This is a genomic window from Calothrix sp. CBUCES-K 9914 (genome assembly GCF_059640475.1).
The window spans coordinates 12,830-31,013 of the sequence record NZ_JBXXZH010000018.1 but is presented as its reverse complement, the minus strand read 5'-3'; the positions used below and the strand labels follow the sequence as shown (position 1 = coordinate 31,013).

The window sequence follows — 18,184 nt, the reverse complement described above, 5'->3', positions numbered from 1 at the left end:
CATCTAATATCTAAAGAATGAAATTTCATCGTGTTGCCCGCGCAGAACGTCATCTGTTCCAACCGGGAATTGTTGCTATCGAACAAATTGCCAAATATCCTCTAGGAAATGACTTTTTTCAAATTGACCACGGACTTGACTACTTTGCTTTTTTTGACCGTCTTGGCAAAGTTAATTATTACGTAATGCACGATAACGACGAAGTTGCTGCTGTTGGCGCCGGGATACTGCGTCAAATTCCATACCAACAATTCGCTCTACCTGAAAGTACTTGGTATCTGTGTGATTTGAAAGTGTACCCTAACTACCAGCGTCGCAATTTATCTTTAAGAATTCTTGGTCACGCCATAATTGATGGTATAGATGAGTGTAATCGCGGTTATTTTATCTCAATGAACCCTGGTGACGGCAGTCCCAACCGTTGGGTAAGAGTGATTAAAAAGTATTCACCAGTTAAATTTACCGCATCTACCCAATTGGGTATTTATAGTCTTGATGCTGCAACAATGAAGGAAATAGCTCCGTTAATTAGCGAATATAGAGGAAATATTTCTTATTTATCCCTCAAAGGTATCAAAGATATACGTTTACAAAGTACGGGTGATATCTTACCCTTGGCTCACGTTCAATGGGGAGCAGGCGCCAACAAGTCTACATTAGAAGTTATACCTGGGTATACTCATATGTTTTGTGTACCTAGTGATGACGAACTAGCGCTTTGCCTAGCACAGAAAGCAATTTACCCAGGCGCCAGTGCAAGCGTTGTTAGTCATGGTATGGAGGATAGCGACTGGCGTTTTATCCTAACAAGCGACATTTGAGATTCCCAACCACTTTTATATGTATTGGGAATCTGAATGATTATCATAACGTAACTAACAGAAAACTCTATCTTATTGATGCTTGAGTCTTAGCTGTTTCTGCCTGACGGTACGGTTTAGTCAAACCAAGTACAGACTGTGCGGAGGGAAAAGCATTAGTGGCATTTTGAACTTCAGCAGTTTGTAGTTCGGGTTGAGTAGTTGTGATGACCCGATAACTGACAGAAGACATGGGAACCATTGGCTTTGTTGCTGGTCGCATTGATAAAACTGGTTGCAACACTGGTTCTGGAATTACTTCTGGATCTACTTCTGGAAGTGAGATTTCTTTTACGGTTTCTTTTATAGTCTCCTTTGTAGTTTTTTGTGGAACTGAGGATGTTACACGCTCTTTATCTAGAAACCAATCGAGCGAAGATAGCATCGGACTTGTTGGCGCCACCTTGAGTTCGTTGATTTGAGCATCTTTATACGAGATTTCGGTTTGAAGTTGAGATAATCGTTTCTCCAACTTCGACGATTCTCTAGCAGAGTGGTGCCAAGCTAACACTGATGCAGTCGCCGCTGTTACCCCTATGGTTAACAAAGCTCCAACAGCCGGGGAGACGATATCTTTGAGTCTGCCATCAAAGACTTGTCGATTTTCAAGTTGAATTTGTACTGGCTTCGAGCCTTGCGTATATAGCAAGGCGCCAAAACCACCTAGCAATGTTGCTGAGATTACAACGGTCGGCAGTAACACTTTTTTGAGCATATCGGAAATCTACTGGTATCCAGTTTGTACGATAAATTGCTGTTTCTATAACTGCACCCTAGCGGAAAGCCATTCATTACCTCAGCAGTCCTAGAATACTGAACTACGGAGGAGAGGGAAGTAATTTTTGTTTACCTACTCATTTAAAATTAATTACTTATTAAAGCATTGTTTGTATCATTTTGATGAAGTTATCGAAGAATTTGTAAATTTTTTACATAGATTTTGCTATCTCTACAAATAAATACTTATTTATCATTATCAAAAGTTACTAAATTATTATTATTGGTACGCAAATTTTGGATAGAAGCCATTGTATATGAAGAATTAAAGATAATAATTAAGCAGCAAGTAACCTTATGTAAGAAAACCACGCGCACTGGCAAGCATCATATATTACTAAGCTAAATAAATAGTACATAAAGACTAAAAAACCCGACTTTCTCAGAAAGCCGGGTTCGTGTGAGGCGCGTTCAATAAGAATCAGTTAGTTTTATCAAAGACGACAATAAACTCCCTGTTCACGCTGCATCAGTTGATAACCAACTAACTCGCGTCGTAAAGTGGCGCAATCAGGATGGTAGCGCTTGATAATCTCATTAACAGTACGTTCAGGATATTTCACTCCCATATCAAATTTTTCTACTAACCATTTGAGAATAACTAACCGCTTTTTTCGACTCGCAGGAATTTCCTTGAGACGCTCTTCGGCTTCGGGGTTTTGGAAATCTCCTTCAATATAAGTTTTTAGTACTTTGTTTTCCCAGGCTTGTGTACTAACATCCTCAACCAAAGAAGCCATTTTCTCTGGTGTAAAAACCTCTTTACTCAAGGAGAGTAATGCTTCACTATCTAACTGATATAAATGAGCATTTCCTTCTGGGCGCATACGAACTAAATTTAACTCTTTTAATCTTGCTAAATGATGCGATACCGTTGGCTCTTTCAATTGCAGTAGTGCCGCTAATTCCTCCACACTACATTCTTGCGAAGCCAAAATACCTAAAATTTTTAACCTACTTTCATCTGCTAATGCTTTAAAAAAGCGTAGCAAAATTTTAAATTGCTCATTTTCCATACTTTCATATAATTGATTCGATACTCATCTAATTAGAGCTGAATCTAATTATCGTGCTGCCCTCCTTTTATGCAGCATTTACTTTTTGCTGTTTTATATTTTTTGCAGTCAATTTTTCATTTTGTAGTCTTTTTACAAATAAAATTTAGTTTCTTAAGTAGTTCTTTACATTTATACATATAAAACTCCTAAAAAGCTACAAAACTTTGAACTGGCGAATCAGGATACAGGTAAGAAGGTCAAAGTTAATATAAGTAATTTCTAATTGCATCATTAGAAAATCAAAACTATGCAAGTTCATTTCTGAGATTTGCGTTCTAAACCATCTACCTTTAGTTAGGTATTAAGGTATTTTAGACAAAACTATATAGAGCTATGTTTATGCTCATCAAAATAGAAGCCGATTAAATGTAACCGTAAGTAGGCGCCGCCTGTAACTAACGTTACTGTACAGGACGAACAATTGCAGGGGTTGTAGGTGTTGTAGGTTGGAAAGCAGCTGTTAGGGCGTTATCTAAAGTCGGCGCCATGACGATACGGTTTTGGTAGGCAACAACGACTCGAACTAAAGTTGGGACACTGTTTTGTTCGGCTTCAAGATAAATAGGTTCAACGTACAGTAGAGATTGTTCGATAGGAATAATCAGCAAATTGCCTTGAATGACTCTTGACCCTTCACGGTTCCATAAAGTAATTTGCTGCGAAATCACTGGGTCTTGATTGATTAATGCATCGATTTGTTCTTGTCCGTAAACAAGCTGCTGTTTAGGAAATTTATATAAAAGTAGCTTGCCGTATTCCGAGCCATCCGAACGTGCAGCGAGCCAAGCGATCAAATTTGGGCGTTGGGTGGGTGTAAAGGGCAGCAGTAGGATAAATTCTTCGCTTTTTGCAGTTGGCAACTTCGTAATTAGGTAGTAAGGTTCGACGGTACGGGGTTTAGCGCCATAAATTTCATTGGGTATTTGCCATAGGTCTTCGCGGTTATAGAAAACCTGCGGGTCAGTCATGTGGTATGTAAGCAAACGTTCGGTTTGAACGTTAAATAAGTCTACTGGGTAGCGTAAATGGCTTGCGAGCGCACTACTCATTGCATCGAGTGGTTTGAACAGGCTTGGGAAGACTTTCGTCAGCGTTGTAATAAGTGGGTCACTCTGATCAGCTACATAAAAATTTACGCTGCCATTATAAGTATCAACCACAACTTTAACTGAGTTCCGAATATAGTTAAATTCATGCTTACCTGGGTCAGAGTAGGGATAGGTATTACTAGTTGTATAGGCATCAATAATCCAGTAGAGGTGAATTTTTTCACCCGTCTCAGTCGTGGCGCCAGCATCAGCCGCAACTAAGTAAGAGTCGCTATCGTAGTGTAAAAATGGGGCGATTTCCTTAACTCGCTCCATTATATTGCGGCGAAATAATAATTTGGTTTGTGGTGTAAAATTGCGAGTCACCAGCATTTGCCAATCTTTGAGATATTGGGCAAACATCAATCGGCGCCAAAGTGGAGTAATTGGAATACCCCCACGTCCATCGTAAACGTTATAAACATTATCATTACCACTTGCATAATCTAACTCTTGGGTTTTTGTGCCCGTCATTACATAATTATTAGTTATTTCCCCGTAGTAAATGCGTGGTTTTCCGATGGGAATACTTGCTCGAATGCTTTCATCCGACACCCGCAAAAAACCCTGTTGACTTCCCGACTCAACACCAATATCTTGAACGTAGTAATCTGGTAAACCACCTGGACCGACAGTGTTGACTGGACTCAGTGTAAAACCATAACCATGTGTGTAAATTAAGTGTTGATTTATCCAAGTTTTTGCTTGTTCGGGTAGTGCAGTCGAATCTAATTCGCGCGTGGAGATAATCGTTTGCTGCCTTTCACTTTCAGAATTTTCCTTATTCGTTCTCAACGTGTAACGGTCAATATCAGCACTAGGAAAATTGTAATAAGGTCGGATTTGTTGTAACTGACGATTTGCCTCTAATAGCGGATTTGTATCCCAAAGTCGAATATTACGAATTGTTAAATAATTTTCTTTTAAGTCAGCAGTAGTTAATGTACCTTGGGGAGCAAAAGTTTCTTCTTCAATATCGTCTAATTTGAATGCTTGTCGAGTTAAGTCAATAGTTCGTCGTATATAAGGACGCTCTTGAGTTAATTCATTAGGTTGAACCAACAAACGTTGTGCCAGCATTGGGATGAATTCCCCTGTTAGGATAGCAATTGTGCCAAAAACAGCAAATGCGTAAACCAAATGACGTGGATAAGGCAATTTAATTAGCTTCTTAGCACCAAAACGGTACTTTGTTTCGTTTTTGTCTGTTTGTCGCGCGACTCGATATAACATTAAAACTATCAGCAGCAGGTAAACTCCAATTAAACAAGCTGCCCAACTCAATGCAGTGTAAATGGGCAACTCCACATTCGCAGCTGTATAACTGGCGCCGAAATTAACTCCACGTTTATCTAGAAGTAGCCAATAGCGCAGTAACCAATACCGTAACGCCACACCAAACATACTAAGGGAAGCCAAACTATTGAGATGCAGGCGTTGTGATATGGAAAAACCGGGAAAACGACCTTCACTCACACTGTTGGCTGAACGTAAATAAATTAGCGATACAGCAACAAGATTGTATAAAAATATTCCTAAAAAAAATAATTCTACGAGTTGCCAAATTGGCAGCGAAAAAACATAAAAGCCGATATCGCGTTCAAAAACAGGTTCGGTCAGATTAAAACGAGTGAAGTGGAATAATTCTAAAAACTTATCCCAGTGAGCCAAAAACAAAAATCCTAGTAATAAGCTTTGAAGTAATCCGAAAACAAGTAAAAAAGAAGAGTGAAAAATTAAAATTAGTAGTGTGCTTCCAAGTATCATACCGATTTTTAAAGTTGATATTGATACTTGTGGTAGTTTAAATATTGAAAAAACCAGTTGAAATTGTTTTGTGACTTGTGCTGGGATAAGATGCCAGATTTTTAGAGTTTCTTGAGCATAAAAAGCAAATATTACCCCAGCGCAAACGCTTAAACAAATTACGATGGGCAGAAGAATGCTTAATTTTAGTGTGGAGTGCTGAGTGCTGAGTTGTGAGTGCTGAGTAGAGACGCGATTAATCGCGTCTCTATGAGTATCGTTTTTAACATAATTATTCGTGTTTTTACGGTTATCTTTTTGTTCGGGTACTTGATATTTTAACCGCTTGGCAATAGTTAAATTAGCAAGCAAAAAGCTAGCTGCGGTAAAAAATCCAGCACACCATAGCAATAGCTGTGTATTCAACCGTAACCAGAAAACTTCTGAATAACCAACTTCTTGAAACCACAAAATTTCTGCTGTTAGGTGTGAAACTAAGTCAAAAACCAGCCATACACCTAGCAGTAGTATGATAAGCAAATTCGGACGGTTCCAAAGTCGGCGAAACATCTTTAAAAGTAATGAGTGCTGAGTAATGAGTGTTGAGTGATTAGTGTGAAATTATAGCCTTATTTTACATCCAAACTCCTAACTTCTAACTCATTACTCAGCACTCAGCACTCAGCACTCATTACTCAGCACTTTCAACTAAATTGTTCTTCAACATCAAGGTTAAAGAGCATTTGGAGCGTTTGCATACATTTACGCCGAGCTTCTACATCTTGTTGCGCGCGTAGTTGTACCATTGGGTCATGTAAAATTTTGTTAACAATACCGCGCGTTAGAGCTTCGATAACTTCTTGATGCTTTTCGCCGAACTCAGAACCTAGACGTGACAAAGCTTTTTCCAATTCTTGCTCACGGATAGATTCAATTTTTGAGCGCAAACAACTGATTGTGCTAACAGTTTCTAAACTGCGCCACCAAACATCAAAAGCTTCAGATTCTTGTTCTAGTAATCCTTCGGCTTCTTGTGCCATTTTGCGGCGACTTTCTTGATTTTGCGCGACAACTGCTTTTAAGTCATCAACGTTAAATGCTTGAACGTGTGGAAGTTCGTTGACATCAACGTGGACGTTACGTGGTACTGAAATATCAAATAACATTAAACGGCGACTCGGTTCTAAAACCATTTCTAACTTGGCACGGTCAAGTATTGGTTCAGTAGCCGACGTAGAAGTAAATACCATATCACTTTCGGCAATTACTGCCATCATATCGGTGAGTAGGTAAGTTTTAATTGGTTGTCCAGGGAACTGCTGCGCCAACTCAGTCGCGCGTGTCATTGAACGATTAACAATAGAAATGGAAGCTACACCTTTAGCTAATAAGTGCTGTACAAGTAACTTGGACATTTTCCCGGCGCCAAGAATTGCGACGTGGCACATGCTAAGATTTGCAGCTTTAATATGAGCTAATTCGACTGCTGCCGAACTAATGGATACGGCGCCAGTACCAATCGATGTTTCTGAACGAACTCGTTTTCCGGCTGTAATTGAATGTTTAAATAATCGATTCAAAATTGTTTTTATACCGTCATATTGCTGCCCAAGTTTATGGGTATTTTTAACTTGCGCGAGAATTTGACCTTCACCAAGAACTAAGCTGTCTAAACCACCAGCAACACGCATCAAGTGCATAACAGCATCTTCATGCAGCAACATAAACAAATGCTGTCGCAATGCAAAGACAGATAGCTTACTATGTTCGCTAAGAAACTGAACGACTTCACGAATACCAAGTTCGGTTTCACGAGCGACAACATAAATTTCCAGACGGTTACATGTACTAAGAACAGCAACTTCTTCGATGTGAGGATAATTAAGAAGTTGTGCGATGGCAGTTTCAACCAACTGTTCTGGAATACTTAATTTTTCCCGGACTTCTACGGTCGCGGTTTTATGGCTTAAGCCTACTACTGCTATATTCATCTGCTAAATCGTAATTTGTAACAATGTTTTGTAAGAGAGGTCAGGAGTCAGTAGTCAGTAATCAGAAGTTAGAGGTTATGAGTTGTTAATTTCTAGTTTGGGATAAAAGAAAGTAGTCAATTCTTTCTACTCCTTACTCTTAACCCTAACTCCGTGCCTCCTGACCACTGCCTCCTGACTTCTGGCGCTTTAGTGCAGTTGAATTGTCTGTGGGTTATCGAACATGTGTATAGTATCGACAAAGCGAGCAGTTTTCGACTGGCTGGAAATTACTAAGCTTTGAGTTCTAGCACCACCGTGGAAGAAGCGAACACCTTCCATTAAAACTCCGGGAGTGATACCGCAAGCGGCAAACAATACGTTTTGACCCGAAGCCAACTCGTTAGTGTCGTAGACTCTGTCGCCGTCGGTGATACCCATCTCTTTGAGTCGGGCAAGATTACCTTCTCTGCTTTCGCCAATTAAACCAGTTTGGACAACTTCTGGGTCATAGATTAACTGTCCTTGGAAGTGTCCACCCAAGCAACGCATTGCAGCAGCAGAAATTACACCTTCAGGTGCCGCACCAATACCCATAAGCGCGTGGATGTTGGTTCCAGCAAAACCGCATGAAATAGCAGCAGAAACGTCACCATCGCTGATGAGTCGAACTCTGGCGCCAACGGAGCGAATTTCCTGAATTAATTCTGTGTGACGCGGACGGTCCATAACTACCACTACCAATTCCTCGACCGAACGGTTCAAACATTCAGATAGGATTTTAAGGTTTTCGGTGGCAGACTTGTTGATATCTACACGACCTTTTGCTTGAGGAGGAGCCGCAAGTTTCTTCATATAAAAGTCGGGAGCAGCAAATAAACCGCCTTTTTCAGAAATTGCCAATACTGCCATTGAGCCATTTTGACCGTAAGCAACAAGGTTAGTACCTTCACATGGGTCAACGGCGATGTCAATTTCGACTAGTTCATCAGGATTACAATAATCTTTTGCATCCGCACGAGTACAAATACCGACTTCCTCACCTATATAAAGCATCGGCGCCTCGTCACGCTCACCTTCCCCAATTACAATACGTCCACGCATGTAGATTTTGTTCATACGTTCGCGCATTGCTTCTACTGCTACCTGGTCAGCAGTATTCTTTTCACCCTTACCCATCCAACGTGAGGAAGCGATAGCCGCTTGCTCAACTACTTCGATAATCTCTAACCCAAGAGTATTTTCCACAGAGTCTGCCCTCTCAATTGCTTGAATCGGCGTCGTTTCCAACAGCCGTTTCAGTCTTCAAGTCTACCAAAGGGCGGTATCCACAAACTAGTCTTTGTTGGGATTCATTAATATTTACAGATACTACCAATTCAATTTAGAACATATGAACTTTAGGATAATTGCACTATTATCTATAATTGTAGTTATTTTGACGTTACACGCACAAGTTTTTTTCAAGTTTCCTTGTTTTTCGCACCGCTTTTAGCTTTACAAATATTTTAACTTATAATATAGGGTAGGCGTTTTAGCATCACTTGAGTGTTTATATTAAAGCAATGCAAAATTTTATCAATTCACTTCTTGGGCGCCATCCTGAAAAAATTAGAGCAAATATTGAAATATACACTTGGCAAACCTGCCCATATTGCATTCGTGCCAAAATGCTACTGTGGTGGAAAGGTGCGGAATTTATTGAGTATAAAATAGACGGTTCAGAAGAAAAACGCGCATTAATGGCAGAACGAGCAAATGGGCGCCGGAGTGTTCCACAAATTTTTGTAAACAACCAACATATCGGCGGATGTGATGATATGTATAAACTGGATACTCAAGGTCAACTCGACCAGCTATTAAGCGAGAAAATTGTAGCATAGGCGTCCCGCCTATGCTAGCTAAGAAGCAAGTTAAGGAAAAATAGAAGATAAATCTAGAGGAGAAGATGGTAATGGCAAGTCAACAGATTGATTTGTTGAATCTCTCAGCACTTCAGTGACTGAGATTCATTAACGACTACGAGCAGCTTTGTTCGTTGCATCTCTCATCTGACGGTTACGCTTTTCAGTGATTAGCGCTAACCGCTCATTCCAAAAGCCTTGAGGTTTTCCCTCTTTCAGCTTACTAACTTGCTTGTTGTACCATTGATTCATGGATTTAATATGCTTTCAATCAACAATGAAACTAGTTCCAACGTTAGAGACGCAAGTCAACCAATTTGATACGCCGTGGTCGATACCTAAAACATTTGATTTGTTTAACTCAATTACCACTGACGGTTGTTCATACACATACTCAGCATAGAAACACATATTTCTTGGCAGAATACGCACTTCTTTAATGCTTTTAAATTCCAAATTAGTAGGCATTGGAAGATAAAACGAGTCTATTTTGAACCATGCTTTTACTTTGTATCCCAGAGGAAATCTAAGCATCCCATCAATTAATTTGATTGCAGCTTTGGGATAAGTCGCAACAACTAAACCAGACTTGCGGTAGTTAGGCAATCTAGGCTTTTGATTAACATTACCCTTACGTGCTTCCCGCAACAAACCTTTGAATGACTTAAATGATTCAGCAACAGTAGTCAAACACTGCTGTGCCACTTGAGAATAAAGCGCTTGATAATGCGGGTTTGACTTTAATTCACGATGCATGTCTTCCTGCTGATTTTGGCATCGGTATTTTAGGAATAGGGTGGATATCCGAGAGCAAACACCCCGATATTAGAACGGGCAAGGACGCCATTGGCGTCAAGTTAAGCTAAAACTTACTACGTCAATAAGTATTTATGCTTAAAATTTGTGTTTGAAACGAATAAAAAATGAACTCTTTCAGATGCTATCAGTACTTTGTTTATCTGCATCGTTTGCTGCTTAAGTATAAAAGTAAGCAAAAAGTTCATGTTTATACCTCGTTCATTACAAAACCTATCGTTGACGTATGGGCGCCAACCTTAACTTGACACCAATGGCGAGGACGCCCATTCCACAATTGCACTATTCCACAAAGTTAAAGCTTAGAAGGGATAAAGTTCCAGTCCTTGGTGTGATGCTAATTTTACTGTATCAAAATACTAAATTTTTCTACACCAGTAAGCTTCCTAGAGATAAATTCAACATTCGCTCTTCTTGTTCATACTTCTACACAGATAGATGGAAAAAGTAGATATGATAGAAAAGTCACATTTCTTAATGAATATTAGCAATGCTGATTTCCTCCTCTGGTTTGTCCAAGGTCAAAGACTCAGTTAAGCAAAAGATTTTCTTCGGCAACGAACCGAGTGCTGAGTTAATCGCGATTTTAACTGTCTACTTTGTCCAAGGTATCTTGGGGTTGGCGCGTCTTGCCGTCAGCTTCTTCCTCAAAGATGAACTGCGGCTTAGTCCGGCGCAGGTTTCGGTACTTCTGGGGATTGTCGCCCTACCTTGGATAATTAAACCTTTATTTGGCTTTGTTTCTGATAGCTTGCCAATTTTTGGCTATAGGCGCCGTCCCTACCTAATACTTTCTGGAATACTTGGGGCAATATCTTGGGTGTGGTTAGCAACAATTGTTCACACTCAGTTAGGCGCTACTCTCGCGATAACACTTGGTTCGCTTTCAGTTGCGGTTAGCGATGTAATTGCTGACTCACTGGTAGTTGAGCGGGCACGCAAAGAATCTCAGGAGTTTGCGGGGTCTTTACAATCGTTATGTTGGGGCACTTCTGCATTTGGAGGGCTAGTAACCGCTTACTTAAGCGGGATACTTTTGCACTATTACAGCACACGCACTATTTTTTGCATTGCCGCTTCTTTTCCTCTCTTAGTCTCAGCTGTAGCGTGGTTAATTGCAGAATCTCCCGTTAATCAGGACAAAAATCAGCCTACGGAGGAAGTGATTGATGCCAAGCATCAATTTGTACTACTTTGGAAAGCAGTTTCGCAAAAAGCAATCTGGCTTCCCACAGCTTTTATATTTTTGTGGCGATGCACACCTAGCGCTAATTCAGCATATTTCTTCTTTACAACCAACGAGCTTCATTTTGAGCCTGAATTTTTAGGAAGAGTGCGTTTAGTTACAAGTATAGCCTCGTTAATAGGGGTATGGATTTTCCAACGCTACTTAAAAACCGTTCCGTTCCGCATAATTTTCGGTTGGACTATTGTTCTTTCTACAGTATTGGGAATGTCGATGCTGCTGTTAGTTACCCATGCTAACCGCGCGTTAGGTGTTGAAGACCACTGGTTTAGTTTGGGAGATAGCTTAGTTCTTTCCGTCATGGGAGAAATTGCTTACATGCCATTATTGGTACTTGCAGCAAGATTATGTCCTCCTGGTGTAGAAGCTAGTTTATTCGCATTGCTAATGTCAGTTTCTAATTTAGCAGGAATACTTTCTAATGAATTAGGCGGCGGTTTGATGTACTTAATGGGAATCACAGAAAGTAATTTTAATAACTTACCTTTGTTAGTAATTATAACTAATTTAAGTACTTTATTACCGCTACCTTTTTTAAGTTGGCTACCTGCTGCAGACCCGCAAAGCCAAATAGCTTCTTTAGAAATTTCAGAAGCTGTTAAGGAGGAAGAATCTTTGATACCTGAATATGTACCAGAATTAGTACTACAAGCAGGAAGTGAAGAATAAATTCGTAGGCAAATAAATCTTTAAACAAAAAATCTCAACATGCAAGGTTTTCAACTTTACGAACACGCGACAACAGTACCAGAACCATCTTACCTTCGTGACGACTGGCAAGGGGGATATGAATCACTCACACAAGAGTATGATTACTGGATAGATGATGTAGAGGGAGAAATTCCCGACTCACTACAGGGAACATTATTTAAAAATGGCCCCGGTTTATTTGAAGTCAACAGACAAAGAATTCATCACCCCTTCGATGGTGATGGAATGATAAGTAGAATCACTTTTGAGGATGGACGCGCGCACTATAGTAACCGTTATGTCCGTACTGAAGGATATCTAAAAGAACAACAAGCAAATAAGCTTCTTTATCGCGGAGTTTTTGGTACGCAAAAACCTGGTGGATGGTTAGCAAATATATTTGATTTCAAGTTTAAAAATATTGCCAACACAAACGTAATTTACTGGGGTGGTAAATTACTCGCACTTTGGGAAGCAGCAGAACCACACCTTCTTGACGCAGCAACTTTAGAAACATTAGGAAGAGAATACTTCAACGGTGTTTTATCTGAAGGTGAAGCATTTGCCGCACATCCGCACTTTGACCCAAGTTGTGCAATGGACGGTGGCGCCCCATGTATGGTAAATTTCTCCATCAAACCGGGACTTTCCACCACAATTACAGTATTTGAATTAGACACCACAGGCAAAATTATCAGAAAACACGCGCATAGCGTACCAGGTTTCTGTTTTATTCACGATTTTGCCATTACCGAAAACTACTGTATATTCTTCCAAAACCCCGTTGCATTTAACCCAATACCCTTTGCATTAGGAATACGGGGTGCAGGAGAATGCATTAAATTTCAACCAAATCAACCAACGCGCGCTATCATTATTTCTCGCGACCCCAAACAGCGAGAAATGCAAACTCTAGAAATTGAATCGGGTTTTGTATTCCACCACTCAAACGCATTTGAACAAGGTGATGAAATCATAGTTGACTCAATATGCTATGAATCATTACCTGAAGTAGAACCTGAAAGTGATTTTCGTCAAGTTGACTTTGACGCGCTCAAACCTGGACAATTATGGCGTTTCCACCTCAACTTAAAAACCCAAACTGTAAACCGCGAAGTCATCGAACCTCGTTGCTGCGAATTTCCAAGCTTGCATCCAGATAAAGTAGGGCGCCCATACAGATATGTATACATGGGCGCCGCACATGGACAAACAGGTAACGCACCACTACAAGCATTTGTCAAAGTTGACCTAGAAACAGGAGAAAAACAACTTTGGAGTGCAGCGCCACGTGGTTTTGCTGGTGAACCTGTATTCGTTCCTCGTCCAAATGGAACAAGTGAAGATGATGGTTGGGTATTAGGGTTAATATATGACTCTGAAAAACACCGTTCAGATGTGGTGATTTTAGACGCGAAAGACTTTAGTAAAGGCGCCGTAGCCAAACTACATCTCAAACATCATGTTCCATATGGTTTACATGGCAACTTTGTAAACTCAGTCTTTATTTAATCTTGTGGAGCAGGCATCCCTGCCTGCCTCTATATAAATAAAGATTTGCTGCCGCATTTATTTCAACTCGTCATCAAATCAAATGTTCGTATAGATTTTTACTGCTGGCGCCTTAAGTAAATAGCCTTTTATTATGCCAGGGAAGAGGTAGTAGTCTGTGTCATTAATTTTTGGGAGTTGTAGCATAAATGTCTCGCCTGTGCGGTAATATAGTTTTTTTTACCACAGAGACACAGAGTACACGGAGAGAAGATAATTTAACAACAAAGACACAAAGAACACAAAGAAAGAGGTAGGAAGAGAGAACACACCGAAACTTCTGATATAGACTTGTGGTTCGTGTCATTAATTTTGATGAGTAGAGATAAAGGTTCAATCGCGTCTCTACAAAATTGTAATGTTTACCCAACAACCCAAATTTTATGAGATTGACTAGTAGTAGTTTGAGTCCTACCTAATACAACTTAAAGATTTGATTAGCACTTTTTAAAGTTGCCATGAAATCAGATGTTCATATTTATTTTTATAGCTATATAATCATAGGTGCCTTTATCTAATAGTACAATTACCCTAGGCAGAGCAAACGAGCCAGGGTAGCAAATGACAAAAAATCCCTTCGACCAATTCTCAAAACAGGTATTTCAAGCTTTCTTAAAACCATACGGTGAAGTCAGAACAAATTTTGAAGTACCAGGTGAGCCTCGCTTCATTGATGTATTATTTACACCATCCCAAGATGTTAGTGCTATTCCAAAATCAATGGGTTTAATGCGCCACATTGCATCAAAAACCTGTTTAATAGAGCCATTCCGTAACCAACCCAAACCCAAGGAAATTCGTAGCTGTCAACAAAAACTATTGTATATACAATCTGATTTTGTACTGCAAGCCCAACGTGACGAAGACACTATACCTGATGAAGAGCTACCATTATTATGGATTCTAACACCAACAACTTCAAAGAATTTTCTAAAAAGATACGGAGGCGCCACACGTAAAGGGTGGTTGAATAGTATATATTTCAGCCCCGAAGGTTACTATATAATATTTGTAGCCATCCACAAGTTGCCTGAAACCACAGATACTCTTGTGTTCCGACTATTTGGTAAAGGAAGAGTTCAAGTACAAGCAGTAAGAGAAATCTTTGCTTTATCAGAAACTGATGAGCGCTTTAATGTGATAAAGCAGCTATTGTCAGTTTGGAATATTACTAAAGTCGCAATCGGTGAATACGAAAAAGAAGATGAGGATTTAGCTATGCTGGTATCAGAAGAATATAAAAAATGGGAAGAAGCAACAGAACGTCGTGGGATCGAGATTGGACAACGTACCACGTTAGAAAACCTACTGGAAGCGCGTTTTGGTGAACTTGATGAACAATTAACAGCTATTATTCCGTCAGTGCTAGCATTACCAAAACAAGAATACACTGGTTTGATACTGCAATTATCTAGTTTGTCTCGTGAAGAGTTGCTAGCTCGTTTTAATTATCTACAAGAATAATATATTCAATGTAAATTTCAAACCATGTGGTAAACGGCCTTTTATTATGACAGGGAATAGGTAATAATTCCTGTCATTAATTTTGGTGATATATTTTTTACCACTCCAGATGCAGAGGGCACAGAGAGAATAGTGCTACAGAGTAAGAGTCACGGCGCCTACTCCCTAAAATCTTTCCCTAGTAGTACAGTAACTCTAGGTTAGAATATATACGAAAGCTTGTTGCAGCAAATAAAAATACTTCTATTCAGATATTACAAAAACTTGCAACAGACGAATGCAAATACGTTAGGGAAGAAGCTATGGCATTTCTGAAATATAAAATCAATTGAGACGTTACATATAACGTCTCTACAGGTACATTTCAAATATAAACTAATTTATTACATAATATATGGCAATTTACGGGGCGGATGCAATTACATTTGACGGCGCCTATGGTCATCGTTATTGGTTTGATGAACCTTTTACTTTTACTGGTATAGATGAGTTTGATCAAAAATTAAGCGGGTTTCCTGTAGCGGTGTTTGTACCTGAGCATCAAAGACGTGAGGAAACTCCGTTAGTTATTGCTTTACAAGGAATGTCGGCGCCTTACGGATGGAATGCTTTTATTGTTCCAACACTAACTTCTATGGGTATTGCGGTAGCTTTATTTGATACACCGTTTGCAGGTGAGCGTAGTTTGGCGCGCGTTTTTAATGGTATGGTGCATCATGAAATAATGCCGCTTATTGAGCGTGGAGTTTGCTTCGATACTCAGTTACTTTTACAGGTATTTCGTTCTACTGCTTTGGATATTGCTAGGATACGCGATTTTTGCGGTAATCAATATGGTTTAACAAATAGTAAAGTGGGATTATTTGGGGTGAGTATGGGAGTACTGTTCGGCGCCTATGCTTTTACAACAGAAGGTATTGGAGAACGGTTGTTGGGAGCTATTGGTCATGCTAATCTTCAAGCATTTGCTAGAACTTGGGGTAGGCTGTGGCTACCTGAGTTAGCTGCTTCTGGAATGGGTAGAATATTGGAAACTGTTATTCACCGTACAAAAAAGCATCATTCTTTAGCTGAGTTTTTGCCTTTGGTTAATCTCTTACAAGTGGCTAACAATTTGAAAAAGCCAGATGAATATGGTTTTGCTTGTAACCCAATGAATTATATAGATAGAGTTGCACCTATACGTCGTGTTAGATTTTTAGTCGGCGCCGATGACCCTATTGTAAGTGTAAAAGATGCGCGTAAATGTGCTGAACAGTTTACAGATGGCGCCTGTTATGTTGTTCCTGGTTTAGCACATGGCATAAATAAATGGGGTTCATCGTTTGTTGAGCATGTACGGTATTTTTTAGCAACACAACTTGGTGACTGGCAACCTTTTGTTAAATAACTATATATACAATAAATAAAATATAAAGAAATGAATAAAAAACACAGATATGTTGTATCATCTTTATCTGTGTTTGCTCATATATGTATCTCTGGTTTTTTGATTGTATAGTTTCCTGGCTCGGCTTATCAAATCCAAAATTTGAAAACTGTAACGAATTTTACACAAAATCCATATTTGTTAAAAAAAGCGCGATAATAGAAAGATATATATAGACATTCGCCACAATAAAAGGGTTAGGGGAATATATGATATCAACGTCTCTGTTGCCCGTTGAAACGCCCACTCCGGCGCACATCTGCCCGTTTGACCAAGCTTGTAGTTATCTTGAAGCGGCAGCAAAAGAGTTAAAGCTTGACCTAGGTATTTTAGAAATACTCAGCAATCCGCGTAAAGTTATAACTGTATCGATTCCCATCAAATTAGATAATGGTGATATTAGAGTTTTTGCAGGACATCGTGTACAGCATTCAGATATTTTAGGACCTTATAAAGGTGGTATTCGTTATCATCCAGCGGTAACTTTACGGGAAGTTTCGGCGTTAGCGATGTTAATGACTTGGAAATGCGCTTTACTAGGAATACCTTATGGTGGCGCCAAGGGTGGTATTGCCATAGACCCGAAAAAGTTTAGTGTTAATGAACTCGAACGTATTAGTCGGCGTTTTATCAGTGAGTTAGTTAAAGATATTGGTCCCAGTGTGGATATACCTGCTCCTGATATGGGAACGTCCGCACGGGAAATGGCGTGGATGATGGATACATACTCAGTAAACGTTGGTCATGCTGTACCTGGTATTGTTACAGGTAAACCGCTTTCTATTGGTGGTTCTCTTGGTAGAGAAATGGCAACCGGACGCGGTGTAATGATTGTTGTTCGTGAAGCTTTAAAAGATTTGGGTAAATCTTTAGCTGGTGCCAAAGTTGCAATTCAAGGTTTTGGTAACGTTGGTGGCGCCGCAGCAGAGTTGTTACATTTAGAAGGCGCCAAAGTAGTTGCAGTTTCCACAGGTGCAGGAGGAATATATTCAGAAATAGGTTTAGATATTCCTGCTGTGAAAGCTTATGCCAAGGAGAATAAAAGAAGTGTAGTAGGTTATCCGCAAGCGAAACCTGTTAGCAACGCTGAGTTATTGACTTTGCCATGCGACGTGCTGATACCCGCAGCGTTAGAAAACCAAATTACAGAAGATAACGTTAACCAAGTTCAAGCGAAGATTATCGCTGAAGCAGCAAATGGTCCTGTGACACTGGGAGCAAATAAATCCTTAGAAGCGCGCGGTGTTACAGTACTACCTGATATTTTAGCGAATGCTGGGGGAGTTGTTGTTAGTTACTTGGAATGGGTACAGGGTTTATCTTATTTATTTTGGGATGAAGAACGAGTTAACCGGGAAATGGAAAATTTGATGGTGCAAGCATATCAGCAAGTTACACAACAAGCTAAAAGGCGACAGATTCCCTTACGGTTAGCAGCGTATACTTTGGGTGTTGGTAGAGTTGCACGCGCGCTAAACGATAGAGGTTTATATCCTTAAACAACCCGTAGGATAGGCGTCTCGCCTGTCCTACCTTAAATATAAATATAGGACGGGCAGGATGCTCATTCCACAAGATTATTAAT

The 18,184-nt window shown here is 39.8% G+C and carries 14 protein-coding genes; 7 read left to right on the top strand and 7 right to left on the bottom strand.

Features of this window, described 5'->3' with window-relative positions; translation table 11 throughout:
* The first annotated feature begins 17 nt into the window (after nt 1-17).
* On the top strand, nt 18-821 hold the full coding sequence (locus AC2JBO_RS06040; protein WP_496952728.1) for a GNAT family protein: 804 nt from the start codon (nt 18-20) through the stop codon (nt 819-821).
* A 67-nt stretch (nt 822-888) separates the two neighbouring features.
* Here AC2JBO_RS06040 and AC2JBO_RS06035 read toward each other — a convergent pair whose 3' ends face one another.
* From AC2JBO_RS06035 to glpX, 5 genes are all read right to left on the bottom strand, one after another.
* Nucleotides 889-1,575, bottom strand: coding sequence for a hypothetical protein (locus tag AC2JBO_RS06035; protein WP_496952727.1), 687 nt, complete (start codon nt 1,573-1,575; stop codon nt 889-891).
* A gap of 496 nt (nt 1,576-2,071) precedes the next feature.
* The gene (locus tag AC2JBO_RS06030; RefSeq protein ID WP_496952726.1) at nt 2,072-2,653 is read right to left on the bottom strand and encodes a DUF2087 domain-containing protein; all 582 of its coding nucleotides are present in this window, start codon (nt 2,651-2,653) and stop codon (nt 2,072-2,074) included.
* A gap of 443 nt (nt 2,654-3,096) precedes the next feature.
* The gene (locus tag AC2JBO_RS06025; protein WP_496952725.1) at nt 3,097-6,099 is read right to left on the bottom strand and encodes a UPF0182 family protein; all 3,003 of its coding nucleotides are present in this window, start codon (nt 6,097-6,099) and stop codon (nt 3,097-3,099) included.
* Between the two features lie 134 nt (nt 6,100-6,233).
* A complete protein-coding gene (locus AC2JBO_RS06020) occupies nt 6,234-7,520 on the bottom strand; it encodes a glutamyl-tRNA reductase (RefSeq protein WP_496952724.1) in 1,287 nt (428 codons plus the stop codon).
* 189 nt (nt 7,521-7,709) lie between these two features.
* Entirely contained in the window at nt 7,710-8,747 is a 1,038-nt protein-coding gene (gene glpX / locus AC2JBO_RS06015; RefSeq protein ID WP_496952723.1) for a class II fructose-bisphosphatase, read from the bottom strand.
* A gap of 317 nt (nt 8,748-9,064) precedes the next feature.
* Here glpX and grxC point away from each other — a divergent pair, with 317 nt between their 5' ends.
* On the top strand, nt 9,065-9,382 hold the full coding sequence (gene grxC / locus AC2JBO_RS06010) for a glutaredoxin 3 (protein ID WP_496952722.1): 318 nt from the start codon (nt 9,065-9,067) through the stop codon (nt 9,380-9,382).
* 129 nt (nt 9,383-9,511) lie between these two features.
* Here the strand turns inward: grxC and AC2JBO_RS06005 are convergent, their stop codons facing one another.
* Both AC2JBO_RS06005 and AC2JBO_RS06000 read right to left on the bottom strand, forming a co-directional pair.
* On the bottom strand, nt 9,512-9,655 hold the full coding sequence (locus AC2JBO_RS06005; protein WP_496952721.1) for a hypothetical protein: 144 nt from the start codon (nt 9,653-9,655) through the stop codon (nt 9,512-9,514).
* A 15-nt stretch (nt 9,656-9,670) separates the two neighbouring features.
* The gene (locus AC2JBO_RS06000) at nt 9,671-10,159 is read right to left on the bottom strand and encodes a nuclease/transposase family protein (RefSeq protein ID WP_496952720.1); all 489 of its coding nucleotides are present in this window, start codon (nt 10,157-10,159) and stop codon (nt 9,671-9,673) included.
* Nucleotides 10,160-10,709: 550 nt separating this feature from the next.
* Between AC2JBO_RS06000 and AC2JBO_RS05995 the strand changes: the two genes are divergently transcribed.
* The 5 genes from AC2JBO_RS05995 (at nt 10,710) to AC2JBO_RS05975 (ending at nt 18,098) form a co-directional block, all read left to right on the top strand.
* Complete coding sequence (locus tag AC2JBO_RS05995) at nt 10,710-12,134, top strand: folate/biopterin family MFS transporter (protein WP_496952719.1); 1,425 nt, start codon at nt 10,710-10,712, stop codon at nt 12,132-12,134.
* A 39-nt stretch (nt 12,135-12,173) separates the two neighbouring features.
* Nucleotides 12,174-13,667 carry a carotenoid oxygenase family protein gene (locus AC2JBO_RS05990; RefSeq protein ID WP_496952718.1) on the top strand — a complete coding sequence of 498 codons (1,494 nt, stop codon included), beginning with the start codon at nt 12,174-12,176 and terminating at the stop codon, nt 13,665-13,667.
* A gap of 600 nt (nt 13,668-14,267) precedes the next feature.
* Nucleotides 14,268-15,170, top strand: coding sequence for a flagellar assembly protein H (locus tag AC2JBO_RS05985; protein ID WP_496952717.1), 903 nt, complete (start codon nt 14,268-14,270; stop codon nt 15,168-15,170).
* 394 nt (nt 15,171-15,564) lie between these two features.
* The gene (locus tag AC2JBO_RS05980) at nt 15,565-16,560 is read left to right on the top strand and encodes an alpha/beta hydrolase family protein (RefSeq protein ID WP_496952716.1); all 996 of its coding nucleotides are present in this window, start codon (nt 15,565-15,567) and stop codon (nt 16,558-16,560) included.
* Nucleotides 16,561-16,808: 248 nt separating this feature from the next.
* A complete protein-coding gene (locus AC2JBO_RS05975; protein WP_496952715.1) occupies nt 16,809-18,098 on the top strand; it encodes a Glu/Leu/Phe/Val family dehydrogenase in 1,290 nt (429 codons plus the stop codon).
* The last annotated feature ends 86 nt before the right edge of the window (nt 18,099-18,184 follow it).